This is a genomic window from Micromonospora sp. NPDC050417 (assembly GCF_044458865.1).
Taxonomy (GTDB): Bacteria; Actinomycetota; Actinomycetes; order Mycobacteriales; family Micromonosporaceae; genus Micromonospora_G.
Map to the genome: position 1 here is coordinate 107,929 of NZ_JBITIH010000004.1, position 18,127 is coordinate 126,055.

12 protein-coding genes are annotated in these 18,127 nt (G+C 71.4%); 3 read left to right on the forward strand and 9 right to left on the reverse strand.

The features are described 5' to 3' along the window. From ACIBF5_RS07390 to ACIBF5_RS07405, 4 genes are all read right to left on the reverse strand, one after another. On the reverse strand, positions 1-1,144 hold a 1,144-nt coding region (locus ACIBF5_RS07390), incomplete at its 3' end, for a PfkB family carbohydrate kinase (RefSeq protein WP_396809054.1). Continuing rightward, positions 1,141-2,667: a purine-cytosine permease family protein gene (locus ACIBF5_RS07395; RefSeq protein ID WP_396809056.1), complete on the reverse strand. Its 1,527-nt coding sequence runs from the start codon at positions 2,665-2,667 to the stop codon at positions 1,141-1,143. The genes ACIBF5_RS07395 and ACIBF5_RS07390, both read right to left, overlap by 4 nt. Further along, positions 2,667-3,734, reverse strand: coding sequence for an ADP-ribosylglycohydrolase family protein (locus ACIBF5_RS07400; RefSeq protein WP_396809058.1), 1,068 nt, complete (start codon positions 3,732-3,734; stop codon positions 2,667-2,669). The genes ACIBF5_RS07395 and ACIBF5_RS07400 overlap by 1 nt, the downstream gene beginning before the upstream one ends. Continuing rightward, on the reverse strand, positions 3,731-4,450 hold the full coding sequence (locus ACIBF5_RS07405; RefSeq protein ID WP_396809060.1) for a GntR family transcriptional regulator: 720 nt from the start codon (positions 4,448-4,450) through the stop codon (positions 3,731-3,733). Before ACIBF5_RS07405 ends, ACIBF5_RS07400 begins: the two co-directional genes overlap by 4 nt. Positions 4,451-4,566: 116 nt before the next feature. On the opposite strand from ACIBF5_RS07405, the gene ACIBF5_RS07410 reads away from it, so the two are divergent. After that, a complete protein-coding gene (locus ACIBF5_RS07410) occupies positions 4,567-5,187 on the forward strand; it encodes a TetR family transcriptional regulator (RefSeq protein WP_396809062.1) in 621 nt (206 codons plus the stop codon). 67 nt (positions 5,188-5,254) lie between these two features. Beyond that, a complete protein-coding gene (locus ACIBF5_RS07415) occupies positions 5,255-6,856 on the forward strand; it encodes an MDR family MFS transporter (protein WP_396809064.1) in 1,602 nt (533 codons plus the stop codon). 92 nt (positions 6,857-6,948) lie between these two features. Here the strand turns inward: ACIBF5_RS07415 and ACIBF5_RS07420 are convergent, their stop codons facing one another. Both ACIBF5_RS07420 and ACIBF5_RS07425 read right to left on the reverse strand, forming a co-directional pair. Next, a complete protein-coding gene (locus tag ACIBF5_RS07420) occupies positions 6,949-8,367 on the reverse strand; it encodes an FAD-binding oxidoreductase (protein ID WP_396809066.1) in 1,419 nt (472 codons plus the stop codon). 129 nt (positions 8,368-8,496) lie between these two features. After that, the gene (locus ACIBF5_RS07425) at positions 8,497-10,599 is read right to left on the reverse strand and encodes a BTAD domain-containing putative transcriptional regulator (RefSeq protein ID WP_396809068.1); all 2,103 of its coding nucleotides are present in this window, start codon (positions 10,597-10,599) and stop codon (positions 8,497-8,499) included. Positions 10,600-10,873: 274 nt separating this feature from the next. Here ACIBF5_RS07425 and ACIBF5_RS07430 point away from each other — a divergent pair, with 274 nt between their 5' ends. Beyond that, positions 10,874-11,233 carry a hypothetical protein gene (locus ACIBF5_RS07430; protein ID WP_396809070.1) on the forward strand — a complete coding sequence of 120 codons (360 nt, stop codon included), beginning with the start codon at positions 10,874-10,876 and terminating at the stop codon, positions 11,231-11,233. A 53-nt stretch (positions 11,234-11,286) separates the two neighbouring features. Here ACIBF5_RS07430 and ACIBF5_RS07435 read toward each other — a convergent pair whose 3' ends face one another. The 3 genes from ACIBF5_RS07435 to ACIBF5_RS07445 form a co-directional block, all read right to left on the reverse strand. Continuing rightward, positions 11,287-13,710 carry an ATP-binding protein gene (locus tag ACIBF5_RS07435; RefSeq protein ID WP_396809071.1) on the reverse strand — a complete coding sequence of 808 codons (2,424 nt, stop codon included), beginning with the start codon at positions 13,708-13,710 and terminating at the stop codon, positions 11,287-11,289. Between the two features lie 97 nt (positions 13,711-13,807). After that, a complete protein-coding gene (locus ACIBF5_RS07440; RefSeq protein WP_396809073.1) occupies positions 13,808-16,885 on the reverse strand; it encodes a S8 family serine peptidase in 3,078 nt (1,025 codons plus the stop codon). Between the two features lie 250 nt (positions 16,886-17,135). Further along, complete coding sequence (locus ACIBF5_RS07445) at positions 17,136-17,999, reverse strand: SDR family oxidoreductase (protein WP_396809075.1); 864 nt, start codon at positions 17,997-17,999, stop codon at positions 17,136-17,138. Positions 18,000-18,127 lie beyond the last annotated feature (128 nt).

Here is an 18,127-nt window from a genome sequence, read left to right on the forward strand (position 1 = left end):
GTTCCGCCACGGCCTGACCAAACGGGACATCCCCTACGTGGTGCAGGTATACACCCACAGGGGGGGGCCCCCCCCCCCCCCCCGCCGCCCCCCCCCCCCCGGGGGGGGGGGGGGGGGGGGGGGGGGGGGGGGGGGGGGGGGGGCCGCCCCTACGGGTGACGGCGAATGCGGCGGCGGCGTTCGCTCGGCGTACCGCCTCGACCGGGTCGAGCCCTCGGGCGAGCGCCGCCACGAAGGCTCCGACGTGGGCGTCCCCGGCACCGTTGGTGTCCACCACCTCCACCGGGAACGCCGGCACGACAACCGGCCCGTCCCCACCGGCCACCACCAGTACGGCACCGTCCGGCCCGGTCCGGACCAGCACCCCGGCCCGCCCGGTCCGGGTGGCGAGTGCCGTCGCCGCGGCGGTCGGGTCGGCGTGGCCGGTGAGCAGTCGCGCCTCCCGCTCGTTGCCACTCCACCAGTCGGCGCGGGCCAGGGCCGCCGCCAGCACCGGGGCCGGGATCTCGGCGACCAGCGGGCCGGGGTCGACGATGACGGTGACCTCCGGACCGAGGGTGGGGAGCCATTCGGCGAGCGCGGCACCGTTCGACGGGTACGCCAGGCTGTAACCGGAGACGTAGACGATGTCGCCGGGACGGGTGACGATCCGGACGAGGTCGGCCGGGGCGAGCCGGGCCTCCGCACCGAGGCTGGTGGCGAAGGTCCGCTCCCCGGAGGGGTCGACCATCGCCACGCTGAACCCGGTGTCGAACTCGGGCGACGGTGGCTGGATCACCTCGATGCCGGCCTCGGCGAGCTGCCGTCGGGCCAGGTCGGCGAAGGGTCCGGTGCCGTGCCTGCCCGCGTACGCGACGGCCAGTCCCTGGCGTGCGGCGGCGACCATCACGTTGAGTCCGCCCCCGGCGGTGATCCGGCTCTCCGAGGCGAGCACGTCACCGCCGCTCTCGGGGAGCCGGGGCAGGTACATCACCACGTCGACGACGACGTTGCCCGTGTGCACCAGCCGGGCCGGCACGTCCTGCCGGTGCACCACCGGGGCTTCGGTAACCGCGCCGGTTGGCGCGGTCGCGGCCGTACCGGTAACCGCCGTAATCGGCACGGTCACGGCCGTACCGGTGACTGCCGCGCCGGGCACGGTCACGGCCGCACCGCCGCGGGTTCGCCGTCGGTGCGGGCGGTGGGCAGGGTGGTCGGGTCGGGTCGGGACATCACGCCGGACCGGCGGGCGGTCGTCGCGCCGAAGAGCAGGTAGAGCCCGCCGGCCACGACAAACGCGGCGACCCAGCCGAGTCCGTTGGTCCCCATCCAGGAGTCCGCGAGCGGCCCGCTGAACCAGACGTCGGTCGGCGAGGTGGAGGCGGTGGTGAAGAGCAGGCCGACGACGATGCCGGCGACCCAGGGCAGCACCGCGGACCAGCGGAATCCGCCCCGGTACCAGTAGACGCCGGTGGCGCCGGTGTCCATCAGCCCGCGCGGGTCGTAGTGCCGGCGGAAGAGCATGTCGGCGAGGAAGACCGCGACCCAGGCGGTGATCGGTACGGCGAGCAGCGAGATGAAGGTGATGAACGGTCCGTAGAAGTCCCCGGCGATCAGCATGAAGTAGATGCCGCCGGCCAGGGTCAGCACGATGTCCAGCCCGACGGCCACCACCCGGCGGGCCCGTACGCCGAGCGTGATCATCGTCAGTCCGGCCGAGTAGACGGAGAGGTTGTTGGAGAGCAGCAGCCCTCCGAAGGCGGCGAGCAGGTACGGCACCGCCATCCACGACGGCAGCATCACCTGGATCGCGGAGACCGGGTCGCTCGCCGAGGCGAGGCTGCCGTCACCGGCAGAGAGCAGCCCACCGAGGCCGATGAGCAGGAAGAGCGGCACCCCGGCACCGACCGAAGCGGCTGCCACGATCCGCCGACCCGGTACGTGCCGGTGCTGGTAGCGGGCCATGTCCGCGCCCGCGTTCGCCCAGCCGATACCGGTGCCGGCGGCAATCACGCCGATCCCGGCGACGACCACGCTGACCGGGGCGGCCGGGGCGTGCGCCACCGCGTCCCAGTTCACCTTCGTGATCAGAAACGCGCCGACGAGGATGTTCAGTGCACCGAAGAGGTACGTCGCCCACTGCTGGATCCAGACCAGGGTGGCGTGTCCGAGTCCGGAGACGACCAGGGTCAGCGCGACGAAGACGAGCAGGCTGACGACGGTCAGTACGGAGTTGGCGCCAACCCCGAAGATGATGCTGATCAGGGCCAGCAGCGCGTACGCGGCGGTGGTGGTGTTGACCGTCTCCCAGCCGACCCGGGACAGCCACGACACGACGGTCGGCCCGTGGTTGCCCCGGGGGCCGAAGACCGCCCGGGAGAGCGTCATGCTCGGTGCCCCGCCCCATTTGCCGGCGACGCTGATCAGGCCGACCAGCGCGAAGGAGCCGAAGGAGCCGAGCGCGGCGACGAGCAGCGCCTGCCAGATGTTCATGCCGCGCAGGGCGACCAGGGTCGCGCCGAGCGGTAGTCCCAGGATCGAGATGTTGGCCGCGAACCACACCCAGAAGAGTTGGCGTGGTCCGCCCGTACGTTCGTCGGCGGGTACCGGTTCGATGCCTCGGGTTTCGATGGCTCCGATCCGGTTGGCCTCGGCCGGAGCGGTTCCGGCCAGTTCGGTCGCGGACATCATTGTCCTGCCTTTCCCCTGCGGTCTCCGGCGTCAGGGTGCTGACCGGGGTCGGCGTCCTGACGGAGGGCGAGCAGGTTGATCGCCATTTCGTGCAACGGAAGGTGGTTCACCGCGTCGATGGTGTGCAGCGCGGCGGGTGGCCAGGCGTCGGCACCGTGGGCGGCACCGGCGATGGCTCCGACGATGGCGGCGATGGTGTCGCAGTCGCCGCCGAGAGAGGCGGCGAGCAGGACGGCTCGCCAGGGGTCGTCCGGGTGGACGGCGAGGACCGCGAAGGCGGCCGGTACCGATTCCTGGGTGGCGACGCTGGTGCCGACCAGGCGGTAGATCAGTTCGGCGGCCTGTTCCGGCGGCTGGCCGGCGACGAGGCGGGTGGCCCAGTCGATCCGGGCGCCGATGTCGGCGGCGGCGATCCAGTTTCCCCGGGTGGCGGCGAGTTCGGCCGCGCGTATCGCGGTCGCGGTCGCGGTGGTGAGGTCGGCGCCGTCGAGGGCGGCGCTGACGGCGGCGGCGACGGCCGCCGCGCCGGCGAGCGCGACCCCGGTGTTGTGGGTGACCCAGCTTGCCTCGACGACCCGGTCCACGAGCCGGTCCAGGTCCTTCGGAGGTACGGCGATGCCGACCGGGGTGATCCGCATCGCGGCGCCGTTGGTGGTGCCGTACCGGCCGGCTTCCTCGATCGGGCGGCCGGCGGCGACAGCGGCGACGGCGGCCCGGGTGGAGGGGCCGAGCAGGTCGAGTGAGCCCCGGCGGCGCATCTCGTCCTCCCAGGCGAGCAGTTCGGCGGCGAGCCGGTGCCCGTCGATCCGGCCGCCGCCGTCGAGCAGCAGCCGGCCGAGCAGGACCGCCTGTTCGGTGTCGTCGGTGACGGAGCCGGCCGGCATGCCGGGGGCGATGGGCTGGTCCGCCGGTCCGGATTCGAAGCCGGTGAGCCGGCCGTACCGTTCCTTGATCCGCTCGCGGGGCAGGGACTGGGTGGGCATGCCGAGTGCGTCGCCGATGGCGAGTCCAGTCAGCGCGGCGACCGCCCGTGCCGCGACGGCGGGTGTGGTCGAGGTGGTCATGCCGACTCCCCACCGAAGCGCAGGTGCAGTCGGAACCGCTCGGGGTCGAGCAGGCTCTCGACGTGTTCGACCAGGTCGCCCCGGGAGTCGCGGCTGAGTCGGCGGGTGTGCAGCCAGAGCTTGCCGGCGGCGCAGCCGAGCAGTTCGGCGTCGTCGTCGGTGGCCCGGGTCAGCTCGACCCACTCCTCGCCCCGGTCCGGCACCAGGCCGGCGTCGCGTAGGGCGGCGTAGAGCGAGCCACTGAGGCCGCGTTCGGGCAGTTTCCGCAGCTCTCCGACGGCGGGGATGCGGCTGCGTTCGATCGAGATGGCGGGGCCGTCGGCGAGGGACCGGAGCCGGTCGACGGCGACGTACTCGGTGGCGGATAGGTCGAAACGGGCGGCGAGTTCGGGTTCGTGGACCAGTTCGAGGCGGAGCACCCGTACGGTCGTCGGCACCCCCTGTTCGGCGAGGGCGCGGGCCCAGCCGAGCCGGTCGTCGAGCGTACGGCCGTCGAAGGTGACGAACGAGCCCTTTCCGGAGTGGGTGGAGATGAGCCCGCGTTTGCCGAGTTCGGTCAGGGCCTGCCGTACCGTGTTCCGGCTCACGTCGAAGCGCGCGGCGAGCGCGTGCTCGCCGGGGAGCTGGGCGCCGTTGGCGAGCCGGCCGCCCCGGATGTCCCGGGCCAGCTCGTCGGCGATCCGCTGGTGCTTGAGCCGGATAACCTGTCCAGACATGTCCAGGACAATAGCTCTGAGCTGCGGTCACGACAACCGAACGAGGAGAGGTGGCGAGTATCACTTCGTCCGATAAAAGTTTGCGCGGCCTGCAAGTTTGTTCGTACCGTCGCCTGGTGACCACCTCCGACGACGCCGCCACCGGGCGCCGGGACCGCAAGAAGCGGCAGACCAGGGACGCCCTGGCCGCCGCCGCGCTGCGCCTGGTCGCCGAACGCGGACTCGACCAGGTCACCGTCGAGGAGATCAGCGAGGCCGTCGACGTCTCCACGCGTACGTTCTTCAACTACTTCTCGTCCAAGGACGACGCGCTCCTCGGCGACCAGGCGGTCGACATCGCCCGGGTGCTGGCGGCGCTGCACGCCGCACCGCTGGAGGTGCCCGCGCTGGACGCGGTCCGGCTCGCCCTCGCGGAGATCATCGACGAGATGCAGGCCGACGCCCCCCTGTGGCTGCTCCGGATGGAGGTCATCCATCGGAACCCGGCGCTGCTCCCCCGTCTGGTCGCCAGCAGCACCGAGACCGAACAGGCCATGACCGACGCCCTCGCCGCACGGCTCGGCATCGAACCAGAGCAGGGCTACCCGGCCCTGGTCGTCGCCGTCACCGGCGCCGCGTTCCGGGTCGCGATGATGCGCTGGGCGCGCAGCGCCGGCACGCTCTCCCTCGCCGACCTGGTCGACGAGGCGTTCTCCGGGATCGCCGCCGGCCTGCCCGATCCCCGATCCGCCTCCTGACCCACACGTTCCGCACCGGTACGCACACCGGGGCGCACCAACCCTGTTCCACAGTGAGGAAGCGTCGATGACCACAACCGCCGCGCCAGCCGACAACACCGACGCCGACCCCGAGGCCGGCTCCGGGCGCATGTCCCACCGGGAAGTGCTCCAGGCACTCTCCGGCCTGATGGTCGGCATGTTCGTGTCGATTCTCGCCTCGACGGTGGTGGCGAACGCGCTGCCACGCATCATCGCCGACCTGCACGGCAGCCAGACCGTCTACACCTGGATCGTCACCAGCGAACTGCTGGCGATGACCGCCACCGTCCCGCTCTGGGGCAAGATGGCCGACCTCTACAGCAAGAAGCTGCTGATCCAGCTCTCGCTCGGTCTCTTCGTGGCCGGCTCGTTGATCGCCGGCTTCACCCCGAACGTCGAGGTGCTGCTGGTCAGCCGGATCGTGCAGGGCATCGGCGCGGGCGGCATGAGCGCGCTCGCCCTGATCGTCATGGCGGCGATGATCCCGCCCCGCGAACTGGGTCGCTACTCCGGCATCTTCGGCGCCGTCTTCGGAGTCGCCACCATCGCCGGGCCGCTGATCGGCGGCGTACTGGTCGACACCTCGTGGCTGGGCTGGCGTTGGTGCTTCCTGATCGGCGTACCGTTCACCCTGCTCTCGATCTTCCTGCTCCAGCGCACGCTGCACCTGCCGGTCGTACGTCGGAAGGTCAGCATCGACTGGTTCGGCGCGCTGCTCATCATCTCGGGCGTCTCCACCCTGCTGGTCTGGTCCTCCCTGGCCGGGCACAAGTTCGCCTGGGGTTCGGGCTGGACCGCACTGATGGTCGGTGGTGGCCTGGTGCTGCTGGCACTGGCGATCTGGGTCGAGTCGCGGGTGGCCGAACCGATCATCCCGCTCGGCATCTTCCGCAACCGCACCGTTTCGCTGGCCACCGTCGCAAGCGTGCTGGTCGGTGTGGCGATGTTCGGCGGCACCGTCTTCCTGTCGCAGTACTTCCAGGTGTCGCTCGGCAAGTCGCCGACCGTGGCGGGTCTGATGAGCCTGCCGATGATCTTCGGTCTGCTGGTCTCGTCCACCATCGCCGGCCAGCTCATCACGAAGTACGGCCGGTGGAAGATGTACCTGGTGGCCGGTGGCGCCATCATGACCGCCGGCATGGTCCTGCTCGGCACCATCGACGCCCGTACCAGCGTGCTCGTGCTCTCGATCTACATGGCGGTGCTCGGCATCGGCGTCGGCATGCTGATGCAGAACCTGGTCCTCGCCGCCCAGAACGACGTGCCGGCGAACGAACTCGGCGCGACCACCTCCGCGCTGACCTTCTTCCGCAGCATGGGTGGTGCGATCGGGGTGAGCGCCCTCGGCGCGGTCCTGGCCAACCGGGTCACCTCGCTGCTCAGCGAGAAGCTCGGCCCGGCGCCCGACGGCGGCAGCGGCACCGCCGCCGTACCCGACCTGAGCACCCTTCCCGAGCCGGTGCTCCGGATCGTGCAGGACGTCTACGGCACCGCCACCGCCGACCTGTTCCTGGTCGGCGCGCCGATCGCGCTGCTGGCGTTCGTCGCCGTGGTGTTCATCAAGGAGAAGCCGCTGAGCACGCTGAGCGGCACCGAACGCCTCGCCGCCGAGGAGAAGGCGGCGAGCACCCCGGCACCCACGCACTGACGCCCGTACGGCCCCTCCCGGGCCGAGAGCGAGCCCGTACCTCAACGTCGAGGTACGGGCTCGCTCTGTTCAACCGGCCCGCAGCGTCACCGTCAGGCGTTCGGCAGCGGCTCGATGTTCTGGTTCACCCGGAACAGGTTCTCCGGGTCGTAGCTCGCCTTGACCGCCCGCAGCCGCTCGTAGGTGGCGGGGTCGTAGGCGCCCCGGACACCCTCGACGGTGGCGTCGGCGGCGGTGAGGAAGTTGACGAAACGACGTCCGCTGTCCCACGGGGCCAGGTTCTGGAGCAGCTTCGCGGCGTACGCGTCGACCGCGTCCGCCCGGTCGGGGCCGGCGATGCCCACGGTGTAGAACAGGAACGGAAGCTGGTGGTGGTCGATCGCGCTCGGCGAGCCGCCGGGACGCGCCAGGGCACCGCCGAGGTGCCGGATCTCGACCAGCACCAGCGGGCAGTCGGCGTTCAATCCAGCCAGCTCGACGATGGTGTCGACCGCCTCCGCCGGGAAGTCCCGCAGCAGCACGGACCGGTCATAGGTGGGAATCGGCGCAGGCGGGTCGGCGTGGATCGAACCGACCGCCGCGTATGGCATCTCGCCGACCGTGTCGATGATGGCCGGGGCGACCGCCCGCAGTGGCTCGACCAACGGCTCCGCGTCGGCGGCGGGGCCCGCGTACGCGATGCGCACGTGCACGCTCAGCCGTCCCCGCAGCGGCTCGGGCACCTCGGGCAGGGGCGGCAGCCGGAGCAACGCGACCGAGGAGGTCATCTCGTCCGGAACCGTCGCGACCCACTCCCGCCAGGCGTTCAGCACCTGCGGGGCGTACTCGCCGGGGAAGAAGAGGCCACCGCCGTAGAAGTACGGCATCGCTACGAGGTCGAACTCCAGGGCGGTGACGACGCCGAAGTTCCCCTTGCCGCCGCGCAGTGCCCAGAACAGGTCCGGCTCGCTCTCCGGGGTCACCCGGCGCAGCTCGCCGTCGGCGGTGACCAGGTCGATGGCGCGCACCCGGTCGGAGGCGTACCCGTACGCGCGGCTCAACGGGCCGAGGCCGCCGCCGAGCGTGTAGCCGACCACCCCGACCGTCGGGGAGGCACCGTTGAGGGGCGCCAGGCCGAACGGCGCGGCTGCCGCGACAACCTGCTCCCAGCGGGTGCCGGCCTCGACCCGGGCAGCCCAGTTCGCCTCGTCGATGGTGACGGTGTCCATTCGGCGGGTGGCGATCAGCACCGCCCCGTCCGAGGTCATGGGGGTTCCGTGGCCGGTGGCCATGACGGCGACGGGCAGGCCCCGCCGCGCCGCGAACCGTACCGCCGCCTGCACGTCCGCGGCGTTGACCGCACCCACCACCAGGGCCGGGTGGTGCGGGCAGGCGAGGTTGTACGCGGCGCACTCCTGCTCGTAGCCGGCGTCACCGGGCAGGAAGACGGTGCCGGTGACCTCGGCACCGAGTTCGTCCGCCTCGTGGCGCTGAATCTGGACCCCGTCAGGCCGGGAAGATGGCGTGGGCATGTCGCTCCAAGGTCGATCGTTTCGCGTCGCGTATCAGAATCTGGCGACGAGGCGATCCCACCACCGCGCGATCGACGACTGATGGACGACGTGTGGACACAGTCGGCCGCCCCTGCCCTGACCGGAAGGTCACGCGACGGCCCGCAGCGCCGCCGGGTCGGTGCGGATGGCCTGGGCGACCATCGCCAGTTCCCGGTGCAGCGCCCGCGCCACGGTCGGGTTCGCCTCGCCCTGGTCGATCCCGGTGAGCAGGTGCCGGCGGCGCTCCGACAGCCACGTTCCGGCGGCCTCCCGGTCGTGGAAGGTGAGGCCGGCGCCGTCGCGCACCCGCATCCCGGACGCCGCCGCACCGACCATGGTCAGGGCGTTGGACGCACTGGCGAGCATAAAGCCGACATATCTGGCGATTGCCGCGTCACACGCGGCGGTGCCGTCCTGGTAGAACGCCTGCCGTCGTGCCCAGGGTCGGATCAGGCCGAGGTAGTGGTAGCGACGTGCGCCGTCCGGCTCGATCAGGTGCAGGTCGGCGAGGGACTCAAGGACCGTCACCGCGATGTCCGGCTCGACGTCGAGGGTCGCCGCCGCCGACCTGATCGACACGTCCGGGGCATCGACCAGAGCCAACAGCCGGAAGGCGCGGGCCTGCGTGTCGTCCAGCCGCCGGTACGCCCGCTCGACCGGGGCGGCGGCGATCCGGCAGTCCTCGAACACCACATGATCCGGATCACCGTTGATGTACTTGTCCACATACAGGTAGTGCTCGATGACCGCCAGGCTGCCCCGGGGTCTGCTCGCGAGCCGCGCGGCGGCCATCCGCACCGGCAGCGGCAGGTACGAGAACTTTCCCGTCAGCCGGGTCACCATGTCGAGGTCGTCGCGCACCCGGTCGGTGCCGGCGACCCGCTCGAAGAGAGCCAACGCCTCGTCCGGCTCCAGCACCTCCAGCCTCAGCCAGTGTGAGACGGGCAGGTCGACAAGTCGACGCTGACCGATGACGACCATGGCGCAGCCGGGCGACATCGCCAGCAGCTCACGAACCTGCGCACTGTGCCGTGCGTCGTCCAGGATGACGAGTGCCCGCCGGCCGCGAAGCAGGCTCCACCAGAGGGCCGACCGCTGACCGACGCTCTCCGGCAGTTCGCGGGGCGGGACGCCGAACGCCTGAAGCAGGAATTCCAGCACCGAACCCGGACCGACCGGCTGGCCGCCCTCGTCGGTGAGGTCGACGTAGACCTGCCCGTCAGGGAAGGAGTTTCGCACCGCGTGCGCCAGATGGACGGCGAAGACGGTCTTGCCCACCCCGGCCAGCCCGTCGATGCCGAGCACCGTGCTCGCGTCGGGGCGGGTCAACAGGTGGGCGGCGCAGGCCAGGAGGTCGGCGCGTCCGATGAAGTCCGGCAGGTCCGGCGGAAGCTGGGACGGCGCGAAGATCGGCCGGTTCGACTCTGGCACGCCGGCCGGCACGGCGTCCAACTCCCGGTCCGCGACGAGAATCCGCCGGTAGAGGTCCTGCAGTGCCGGCCCCGGGTCGATGCCCAACTCCTCGGCGAACAGACGACGGGCGTCCTGGTAGACGTCGATCGCCTCGGCCTGCTGACCCGACCGGTACAGCGCCAGCATGAGCAGTTCGCGCAGCCGCTCGCGAAGCGGGTGCTCCGCGACCAGCTCGGTCAACTCAAGTGCCGCCTGGTGGTGGCAACCGAGTTGGATGTCGAGGTCGAACCGCCCCTCGATCGCGGCGAGCCGCAGCGACCGCAGGCCGGTGCGGCGCGCGTCGGCAAAGGACCCGTTGACACCCGCCAGTGGTGTGCCCTGCCACAGGTTGAGGGCGTCGCGCAGTTCGGTCGCCGCCCGCGCCAGGTCACCGGCGCGTCGGGCCTCCCGGGCCTGCGACGCCCGGTGGCGGAACATGCCGAGGTCGAGGACCTCGGGCGGGACGCGTACGACATAACCGCCGGCGACCGATTCGATGGCCAGGGGTGACCCGTCGCCGCCCAGCACCTTGCGGAGTCGGTAGACGTAGGTTCGTACGGTCCCGACTGCCGTACGCGGCGGGTCGTCTCCCCACACACCGTCGACCAGAGTTTCGGGCGAGACCTGCACGCCGTCGCTCAGCAGCAGGATCGCCAGCACCGCCCGCTGTTGCGGCGATCCGAGGTCTATCTCCCGTCCGTTCCGCCAGGCCCGTACCGGACCCAGCACCGCGAGCCGAAGTCCCTGGTCAGCAGCCATGCTCGTGCCCCCTCCCCCGCCTGTCGGGCAGCTCGCCGGAAAACCGGCACGTACGCCCCGCCGCCCCGCCTGCGCGGCCGGTCGTGCGGCGCCCGCTTCCCCCCGAAGCCGAACAAATTGCCCCTCGGAAGGGTAGATCCGGAGCCGGTACGGACCGGGCATGCGCGGCATCGGCTGTGAGGTCGAACACGGACAGTCAACCGAGCGGCGGGCAGGCGCGTCGTCGCGGCGGTTGGTACGTTCCCGGCTCGCAGGAAAGCGGCAAGGAGCGACGATGAGTGCTGAAACGGACACGGGTACCTCCGGCGCGGGTACGTCCAGCGAGGACATCCGCTGGCGGGAGGTCGAGCAGCAGCGTTGGGAAGAGCGTTGGGCGGAGTACAGCGCCGGCTACGGCATCGAGGTCGGCGAGTGGGGCGCCGACGCCGACGGGCGCGTCTCCTTCACGAACATGTCCACCGTGGACGAGGACGACGTGTCCCAGCCGAGCGTCCTGGTCCACCTGCACCAGCCCGACGCCACCGCGGACGGGTACGGCTGGGGTCAGGTCATGCTCTCCCTGCAACAGGCCCACCACCTGCACCAGCGGCTGGGACGGCTGATCTACCAGGCCACGTACGGCGGTGAGCTGTAGTAACCCGGCTCGGGCACGCTCCACGCGTCGGGTCGCCGGGGGCAGGTCCCGCTTCAGCCGGGGACCAGTTCCTGGCACCGGCGCAGCACGGCCACGGCGACGGGTGCGTCCCGGCCCTCGATGCCGGCCGCCAGCTCCCCCACCGCCGCCGTGGCCCGCGCCGGTTCGCCCGCCGCCACGGCCGCCTCGGCCAGCACCAGAACCGCATCGGCGGCCCATGCCCAGATTCCCTTGCCCCGCACCAGCGTCAGGGCATCGGTCGCGTGCCGGACGGCCTCGTCCGGTTGGCCCGGGAGGGTCAACCGGGCCAACGCCGAGAGCGCCTGCACCAGCGGCCAGATCGCACCGACCCGCCGGGCGTCGGCGATCACCTCCCGCAGCGCCCGCTCGGCCGGCTCCACCGCGCCGCCGGTCGCCGTACGTGCCAGCACGGTTGCCAGTTCGACGCGTGCGTCGAGCAGGGTGACCGGCATCCGCTCCGTGGCGGCAACCAACCGGGTGAGCCGCTCGGCCAGCCCGTCGAACCGCCCCGCAGCTCGGTCCAGCGACAGTTCGGTCGCCTCCACCAGGGCGGTCAACCGCTCGTACCCGGTCTCCTCGACCAGTTCCCGGCCGCTCGCGAGGAGCGCGGCGGCCTGTTCCAGGTGCCCGGCGTGCATCGCGCCCTGCGCCCAGTTCAGGCAGGCACGCGCGTGTTCCCGGGGGCGTTCGGCCAGCGCCGCGCCGGCGCGCAGCTCCGCGATGACCGCCCAGGCGGCCGGATCGCCGAGTTCCAGCAGCAGTGAGGCTCGGGCGATGCGAACGGCGAGGTCGGCGGCCGGGTCACCGCTGGCCGCCGCGGCGGCTTCCGCCTCCACACACTGGGCCAGGTGGTGGTCGACGTGCCGGCCGACGACCGTGTCCGGGGCCGCCAGCACCGCGAGGGCCGGGGCCCGGCGGCGGGGTGCCCGAAGGTACGGCACAGCGCGCTCGATTTCGGCGTACCCGCGCAGCGCCTCGCCCTGCTGACGGAGCATCCGCCCGAGCACCAGACCCAGTTCGCCCCGGGCTCCGGGTGGCAGCCGCCGGTCCGCCAGGAGCCGCTCCAGCACCGGGATCGCCGCCGCCTGGCTGAGCCCGTCGATGGCTGACCGACCGAGCTTGGCGGCGAGCCGGGCGCGTACGGGTCGGGGTAGCTCGGCCACGTCCATGGTCTGGAGCAGGAAGCCGGCGGCGGTCGCGTCGTCGCCGCGTTCGGTGGCGAGGTCGGCGGCGGCTTCGGCGTTGCGGACGAAGTCGGCGCCGCTGCCGGCCAGCCGGTAGTGGTGCGCCAGTTGGGCGACCGGCCGGGGCAGTTCCTGTTCCAGCACCCGTGCGATGCGCAGGTGCATCCACTCCCGGGTCTCCTTGGGAACCAGGTCGTAGACGACCTGCCGGGCCAGGTCGTGCCGGAATCGTCTGCCGTCCCCGGCGTCGTGCAGCAGCCCGGCCTGGTGTGCGGTGGCCAGCGCGGTGTCGACCGCCGCCCGGTTCTGTCCGAGGACTGAGGCGAGGATGCGCCGGTCCGGTGCCATCCCCAGGGCGGCGGCGGCGCCGAGCACTTCGCGGGTGGCCTCGTCGAGTGGGCGCAGCCGCCAGAGCAGTACGTCCCGCAGCACGAACGGGACGCTGTCGTCGGCCAGTGGGTCACCGCCCCGCTCGGCGAGCGTACGGAGCACTTCCTCGACCACGAACGGGATGCCGGCCGTCCGGTCGAACAGGGTGGTGGTCAACCGCTGTGGCGGATCGTCGAGCCGCAGCGTACTGGCGGCGAGCCGGCGTACGTCGTCGGCGTCGAGCGGGCCGAGTGGGACGCGGGTGACCGCCCACGGCGGGGTACGCGCGAGGGTGTCGTGGATCGGCGTGCTGCCACCGGGTGCCGGGGTACGGGCGGTCACCAGTACGGCCAGGTCGGCCACCGGATGGTTGCTGAGGTAGCCGAGGAATTCGCAGGTTGCCGGGTCGGCCCAGTGCAGGTCCTCCAGCACCAGTACGGCGGGGGTCAGCGCGGTCAGCACCGCAGCGAGGGCCCGGAGCAGCCGGTGCCGCTCGGCTGCCGGGTCGCCCAGCGGTGCGGGTGCGGCGGGGAGGACGTCGGCCAGTTCGGGCAGGAGCGGCGCGAGGGCACCGGCGACCGGGTTGAGCGGGCCGAGTTGGTCGGCGTTGGCCCGTACGGCGTCGAGCAGCACGCCGAGGGGGAAGGGTTCGGGTATGTCGTCGCACTCGCCGACGAGGCGGCGTCCGGGCAGGTCGGCGAGGAGTTCGGCGACCAGGCGGCTCTTGCCGATGCCGGGTTCACCCTCCAGCAGGACCAGGCACGGCGGGAATTCGACGAGTCGGCGTAGCAGGGTCAGCTCCGCCGACCGTCCGACGAATTCGACGGGTCCGCGCAGCCGTGCGGGGCGGATCGGGGATGTAGCCCCGCCGCCCCGCGCCTTGTCCTCACCGCTGTCCGTCACCGTGGGGCGAGCACATCACCCCTTTGGACGGCGACGGCCGGCCGGCGGACCGGGGGTGACCTGAGTCACGCCCCGGCCCGCCGGATCAATGGCACCGTCAGGACTGGATCGTGATCGGCACGGTCTTGAGCGGCCCGTCGCCGTTGCGGAACGTCACGAATCCGACGTAGCGCTGTCCCGGGACGAGCCCCGACCAACGCAGGGTCAGGTTCGCCGTGGCACCCGCCTGCACGCTGCGCTGCTTCGGGTCGATGGTGAGCTTGCCGGTGGAGGCGCCCGACGCGCCCGGCAGGTAGGTGGTGACGGTGTACGTGTTCGTCTCCTGTCCGGCGGGCAGGTTCTCGACGAAGTTCTGCTCGACGACGAGGATGTAGTCCCCGGCGCCTTCCGGCAGCGTCACCGTGGCGCCGGCGCGACCGCTGGCGGTGGCGGTGACGAATGTGCCGGCGGTGTCGTAGACGTCGACGCTGAACTCCACACAGGGCATGACGCCCTCTTCGTCGTCCCAGTCGATGGCCGAGCAGGCGGGCAACTTCGACGTCACCCGTACGTGCGGGTTGATGGTGCCGGCCGGCACGTGCACGGTGCTCTTGTGGATCGACGGGGGCAGCGGCACCGGCAGGTTGTTGGAGGAGCTCCAGTCCCAGGCGGGGCTGTTGCCGTCCAGGGTGATCGTGTTGCCGGTGCCCGCGGTCAGGCCGCTGAGCTGGGAGACGAGCTGACCCTTGTAGCCGACCTCGGCGGCGATCTTGGCGTCGCCGGAGGTGCCGGTGCCGGTGATCGAGTCGGCGGTGACCAGGCCCGAGTTGTGTACGACCAGCGGGATCCGCACGTTGTGCTGGTACTGGTCACTCCAGGTCAGCGCGCCGTCGACCCAGGCGTCGAACGCGCCACCGGTGTTGGTGATCTCGACCTTGAAGCTCTCGGTCTTGCCAGGGCGAATGTGGATCTTGGCCGGGGTGACCTTCACCGAGTAGCCCGGAGGCGCCTGCACCGAGGAGGTGTAGGTGCTGTTCTCGTCACTGACGTTGGTGACCGTACGGATGACCGTCTGCTTGCCGACCATCCGCCCCATCGAGATCGAGGGGTAGTTGAGCTGGGCGGTGTCGATCGTGCCGACGGTCTCGCAGCCCTCCATCTCCACGTACTCGGTGCCACGGGCGGCGACGCCGCAGAGGTAGCGTATCCAGTCCTTCACACCGGAGTCGAAGACCAGGCCCGGATCGAAGGCACTACCCGGGCGCACCTGGCCGGCGCCGTAGTTGAGCGGGGTGGCGTCGTACGTGCCGATCTTGATCGGGTTGCCCTTGTCGGTGGTGTCGACCGCGCTGGTCATCAGCGCGGAGCGGACCGTCGCCGGCGACCAGTCGGGGTGCTTGGCGAGCAGCAGGGCGGCGATGCCGGCGATGTGCGGCGCGGCCATCGACGTACCCGATTCCAGGGCGAAGTTGTTGCCGCCGCCGGCCGGGGAGAACGCCGCGGCGATGTCCTGTCCGGGGGCGCTGATGTCCGGCTTGAGCAGGTCACCGGCGTTCATGTTCGACGGGCCCGCCGAGGAGAACGCGGCGACACCGGGACCTTCGACCGTCTCCAGGGTGGAGGGCGAGATGGTCGCCGTGGCGTTGCCGGCGGCGACGTACGCGCTGATCGTGGCGAGGTCGACCTCGTTGACGTGCACCGTCGGCACTGTCTGCACGTCGGCGTTGAGGGAGTTCAGCGTGTCGTTGTAGAGCACCATGCCGATACCGCCGGCACGGGCCACCTCGATGCTCTTGTCCGTACGCGGCACCTCGCCGCGCATGCAGAGCACGATGGCGCCCTTGACCTTGGCCGGGTCGAGCGAGTCGTCGGCGCAGAGTTCGGCGTTGTACGTGTCCTCGGGGTTGGGTCCGCTGACCCGGGAGAAGACCAGCGGTGCCGACCCGACACCGGTCTCACCCAGGCCCGCCCCGGTGATCACGGTGCCGTTGCCGAGGGTGAGCTTGCGGGAGTTCTGCCGGTCGGTGGTGCTGGCGGCGACCGTGGTGACCCACGGGGTCGAGTTGTCCACCGTGCCGGCCGTCGGACCGGCGTTGCCGGCGGCGGCGGCGACGAATACCCCGGCGGCGGCGGCGTTGAGGAACGCCGCGTCGATCGCGCCGAACCGCTCGCTGTCGTCACCGATCGAGTAGTTGATCACGTCGACGCCGTCCGCGACCGCGTCGTCGATGGCGTGCACGATGTCGATCTCGGCGCCGTTCGCCGAGCCGGCGCCGTCGTCGTACAGGGCCTTGTAGACCGAGATCCGGGCAGCCGGCGCCATGCCGGAGATCCTGCCGAGGTCCTGGCCGGCCGAGACCGCCGACACGTCGTGGTTGCCGGCGGCGGTGCTCGCCGTGTGGGTGCCGTGGCCGTTGCGGTCACGGGGCGAGGAGAAGTCGTCGGGGTAGAGGTCGGCGATCCCGCTGTCGTTGTACCAGCGGGCACCGATCACCTTGTTGTTGCAGCTCACCGGCGCCTCGATGCCGACGTCGCAGGTGCCCTTCCACTTGGCGTCGATGATCGCCTGGTCCGGCCGAGGCGTGGGCAGCGGCGCGAAGCTCGCGCTCTCCGGCCAGAAGCCGCTGTCGATGACGCCGACGATGGTGCCCTCGCCCGCGTGGGCGACGTCGCCGAACTGCTGCTGCCATGCCCCGCCCTGGCCGGTCAGGCCGAGGTAGTCCGGGGTGTGCGAGGTGGTGGCGTGCACCTTCCGGTTCTCGTACACCGCCCGCACGCCTCGGGTGGCGCGCAGCCGGGCGACCTGCGGCCCGGTCAGCTCCACGGCGAAGCCGTTGAACGCGGTCTCCAGCGTGACCGTGGGCTTGCCGGTCGAGAGACCGACACCCTTCAGTACGGCGTCGCGCTCCTGGCGCAGGTGATCCCGGTACGCCTTGGCGCTGCCGGAGTTCCGGTTGAGCTTGCCGCCCTGGGTCGGCTTGGTGGCCGCGATCCCGGCGACGCCGCCGGTGTAGGTGGCGAGCGGTTCGCCGTCGAGTTGGACGAGGTAGCGGGCGGTCGGTCCGCTGGTGGCCGCCGGGGCGGCGGTGGCGCTCCCTGCCAGGCTCGTCAGGCCGGCCGCGACCAGTGTCGCGGTGGCCAGCATGCTGACCCCGCGCCTGGTTCGTCCGGACCATTGCGCTTTCGGTTGTCGCACGTCGTTGTCCTCCGCGTTCGGGTGACGGCCGCCACAGACTGGTGACGGTGGCCCGAAACGTAGGAGCGTTAAGGATCATGCAGAAGTACCTGTAACCCAACGTTCATGTCGGAAACAAGCTCGTAACGTCACGGGTACTTTGCATGTCATTTAGCGGGCTGCGGACCCGACTCTCGCGGCCGAACGGAGACGACACCTGGGCGCCTCCGGCCCGAAGACCGGAGGCGCCCAGGTGCGCGGTGTTGTGCCGTCAGCCAAGGTCCTTGAGCGCGGCGGCGACAGCGTCGGCAAGCGGGGTGGTGGGGCGACCCAGCAGGCGCGACAGGTCACCACTGTTGGTGAACCCGTCGCCGCGCGACGCGCCGCCACTCGCGTCCGCGAAGATGTCCGCGATCACCTGCGGCAGACCGACACTGGCCAGGAAGCCCGCGTACTCGGGCACGGTCAGGTTGTTGTAGACCACGGTCCGGCCGCTCTGCCGGGTCAGCTCCGCGGCGAGTTCGGCCATCGTGAAGGCGGGCTCGCCACCCAACTCGTACACCTTGTTCTCGTGCCCCTCGGTGGTGAGCACGACCGCCGCGGCGGCGGCGAAGTCGGACCGGGTCGCGACCGAGAGCTGGGCGTCGCCGACGGCGTCGACCAGCGCACCGTGCTCCAGAGCCGCCGGGAAGTTGGCCGAGTAGACCTCGAAGTAGAAGGCGTTGCGCAGGAAGGCGAACGGCACACCCGACTCACGGATGATCGCCTCAGTCGCCTTGTGCTCGTCCGCCAGCCGGGTCTCGGTGACGTCGGCGTTCAGGATGCCGGTGTACGCCAGCAGCCGTACGCCGGCCGCCTTGGCCGCCTCGATGACGTTGCGGTGCTGGGGCACCCGCTGCCCGACCTCGCTGCCGGAGATGAGGAGCACCTTTTCGGCGCCGGCGAGCGCGGCGGCGAGGCTCTCCGGTTCGTTGTAGTCGGCGCGCCGAACCTGCACACCGCGCTCGGCGAGACCGGCCGCCTTCTCCGGGCTCCGTACGGCCGCGACGATCTCACCGGCGGGGACGCCCCGCGTGATCAGCTCGTCGATGACGAGTTGGCCGAGATGTCCGGTAGCCCCGGTAACGGCGATCATGATTGCTCCTTGGTTGACTCGACGGTCCCACTACCCACCCAGAAGCATGTACTAACTTTTCGACAGTGCCAAGGGATTGGTGAGCGCTGTCACCACCCGCAGTGCCCCCGTGGCGGCTACCGTAGTGC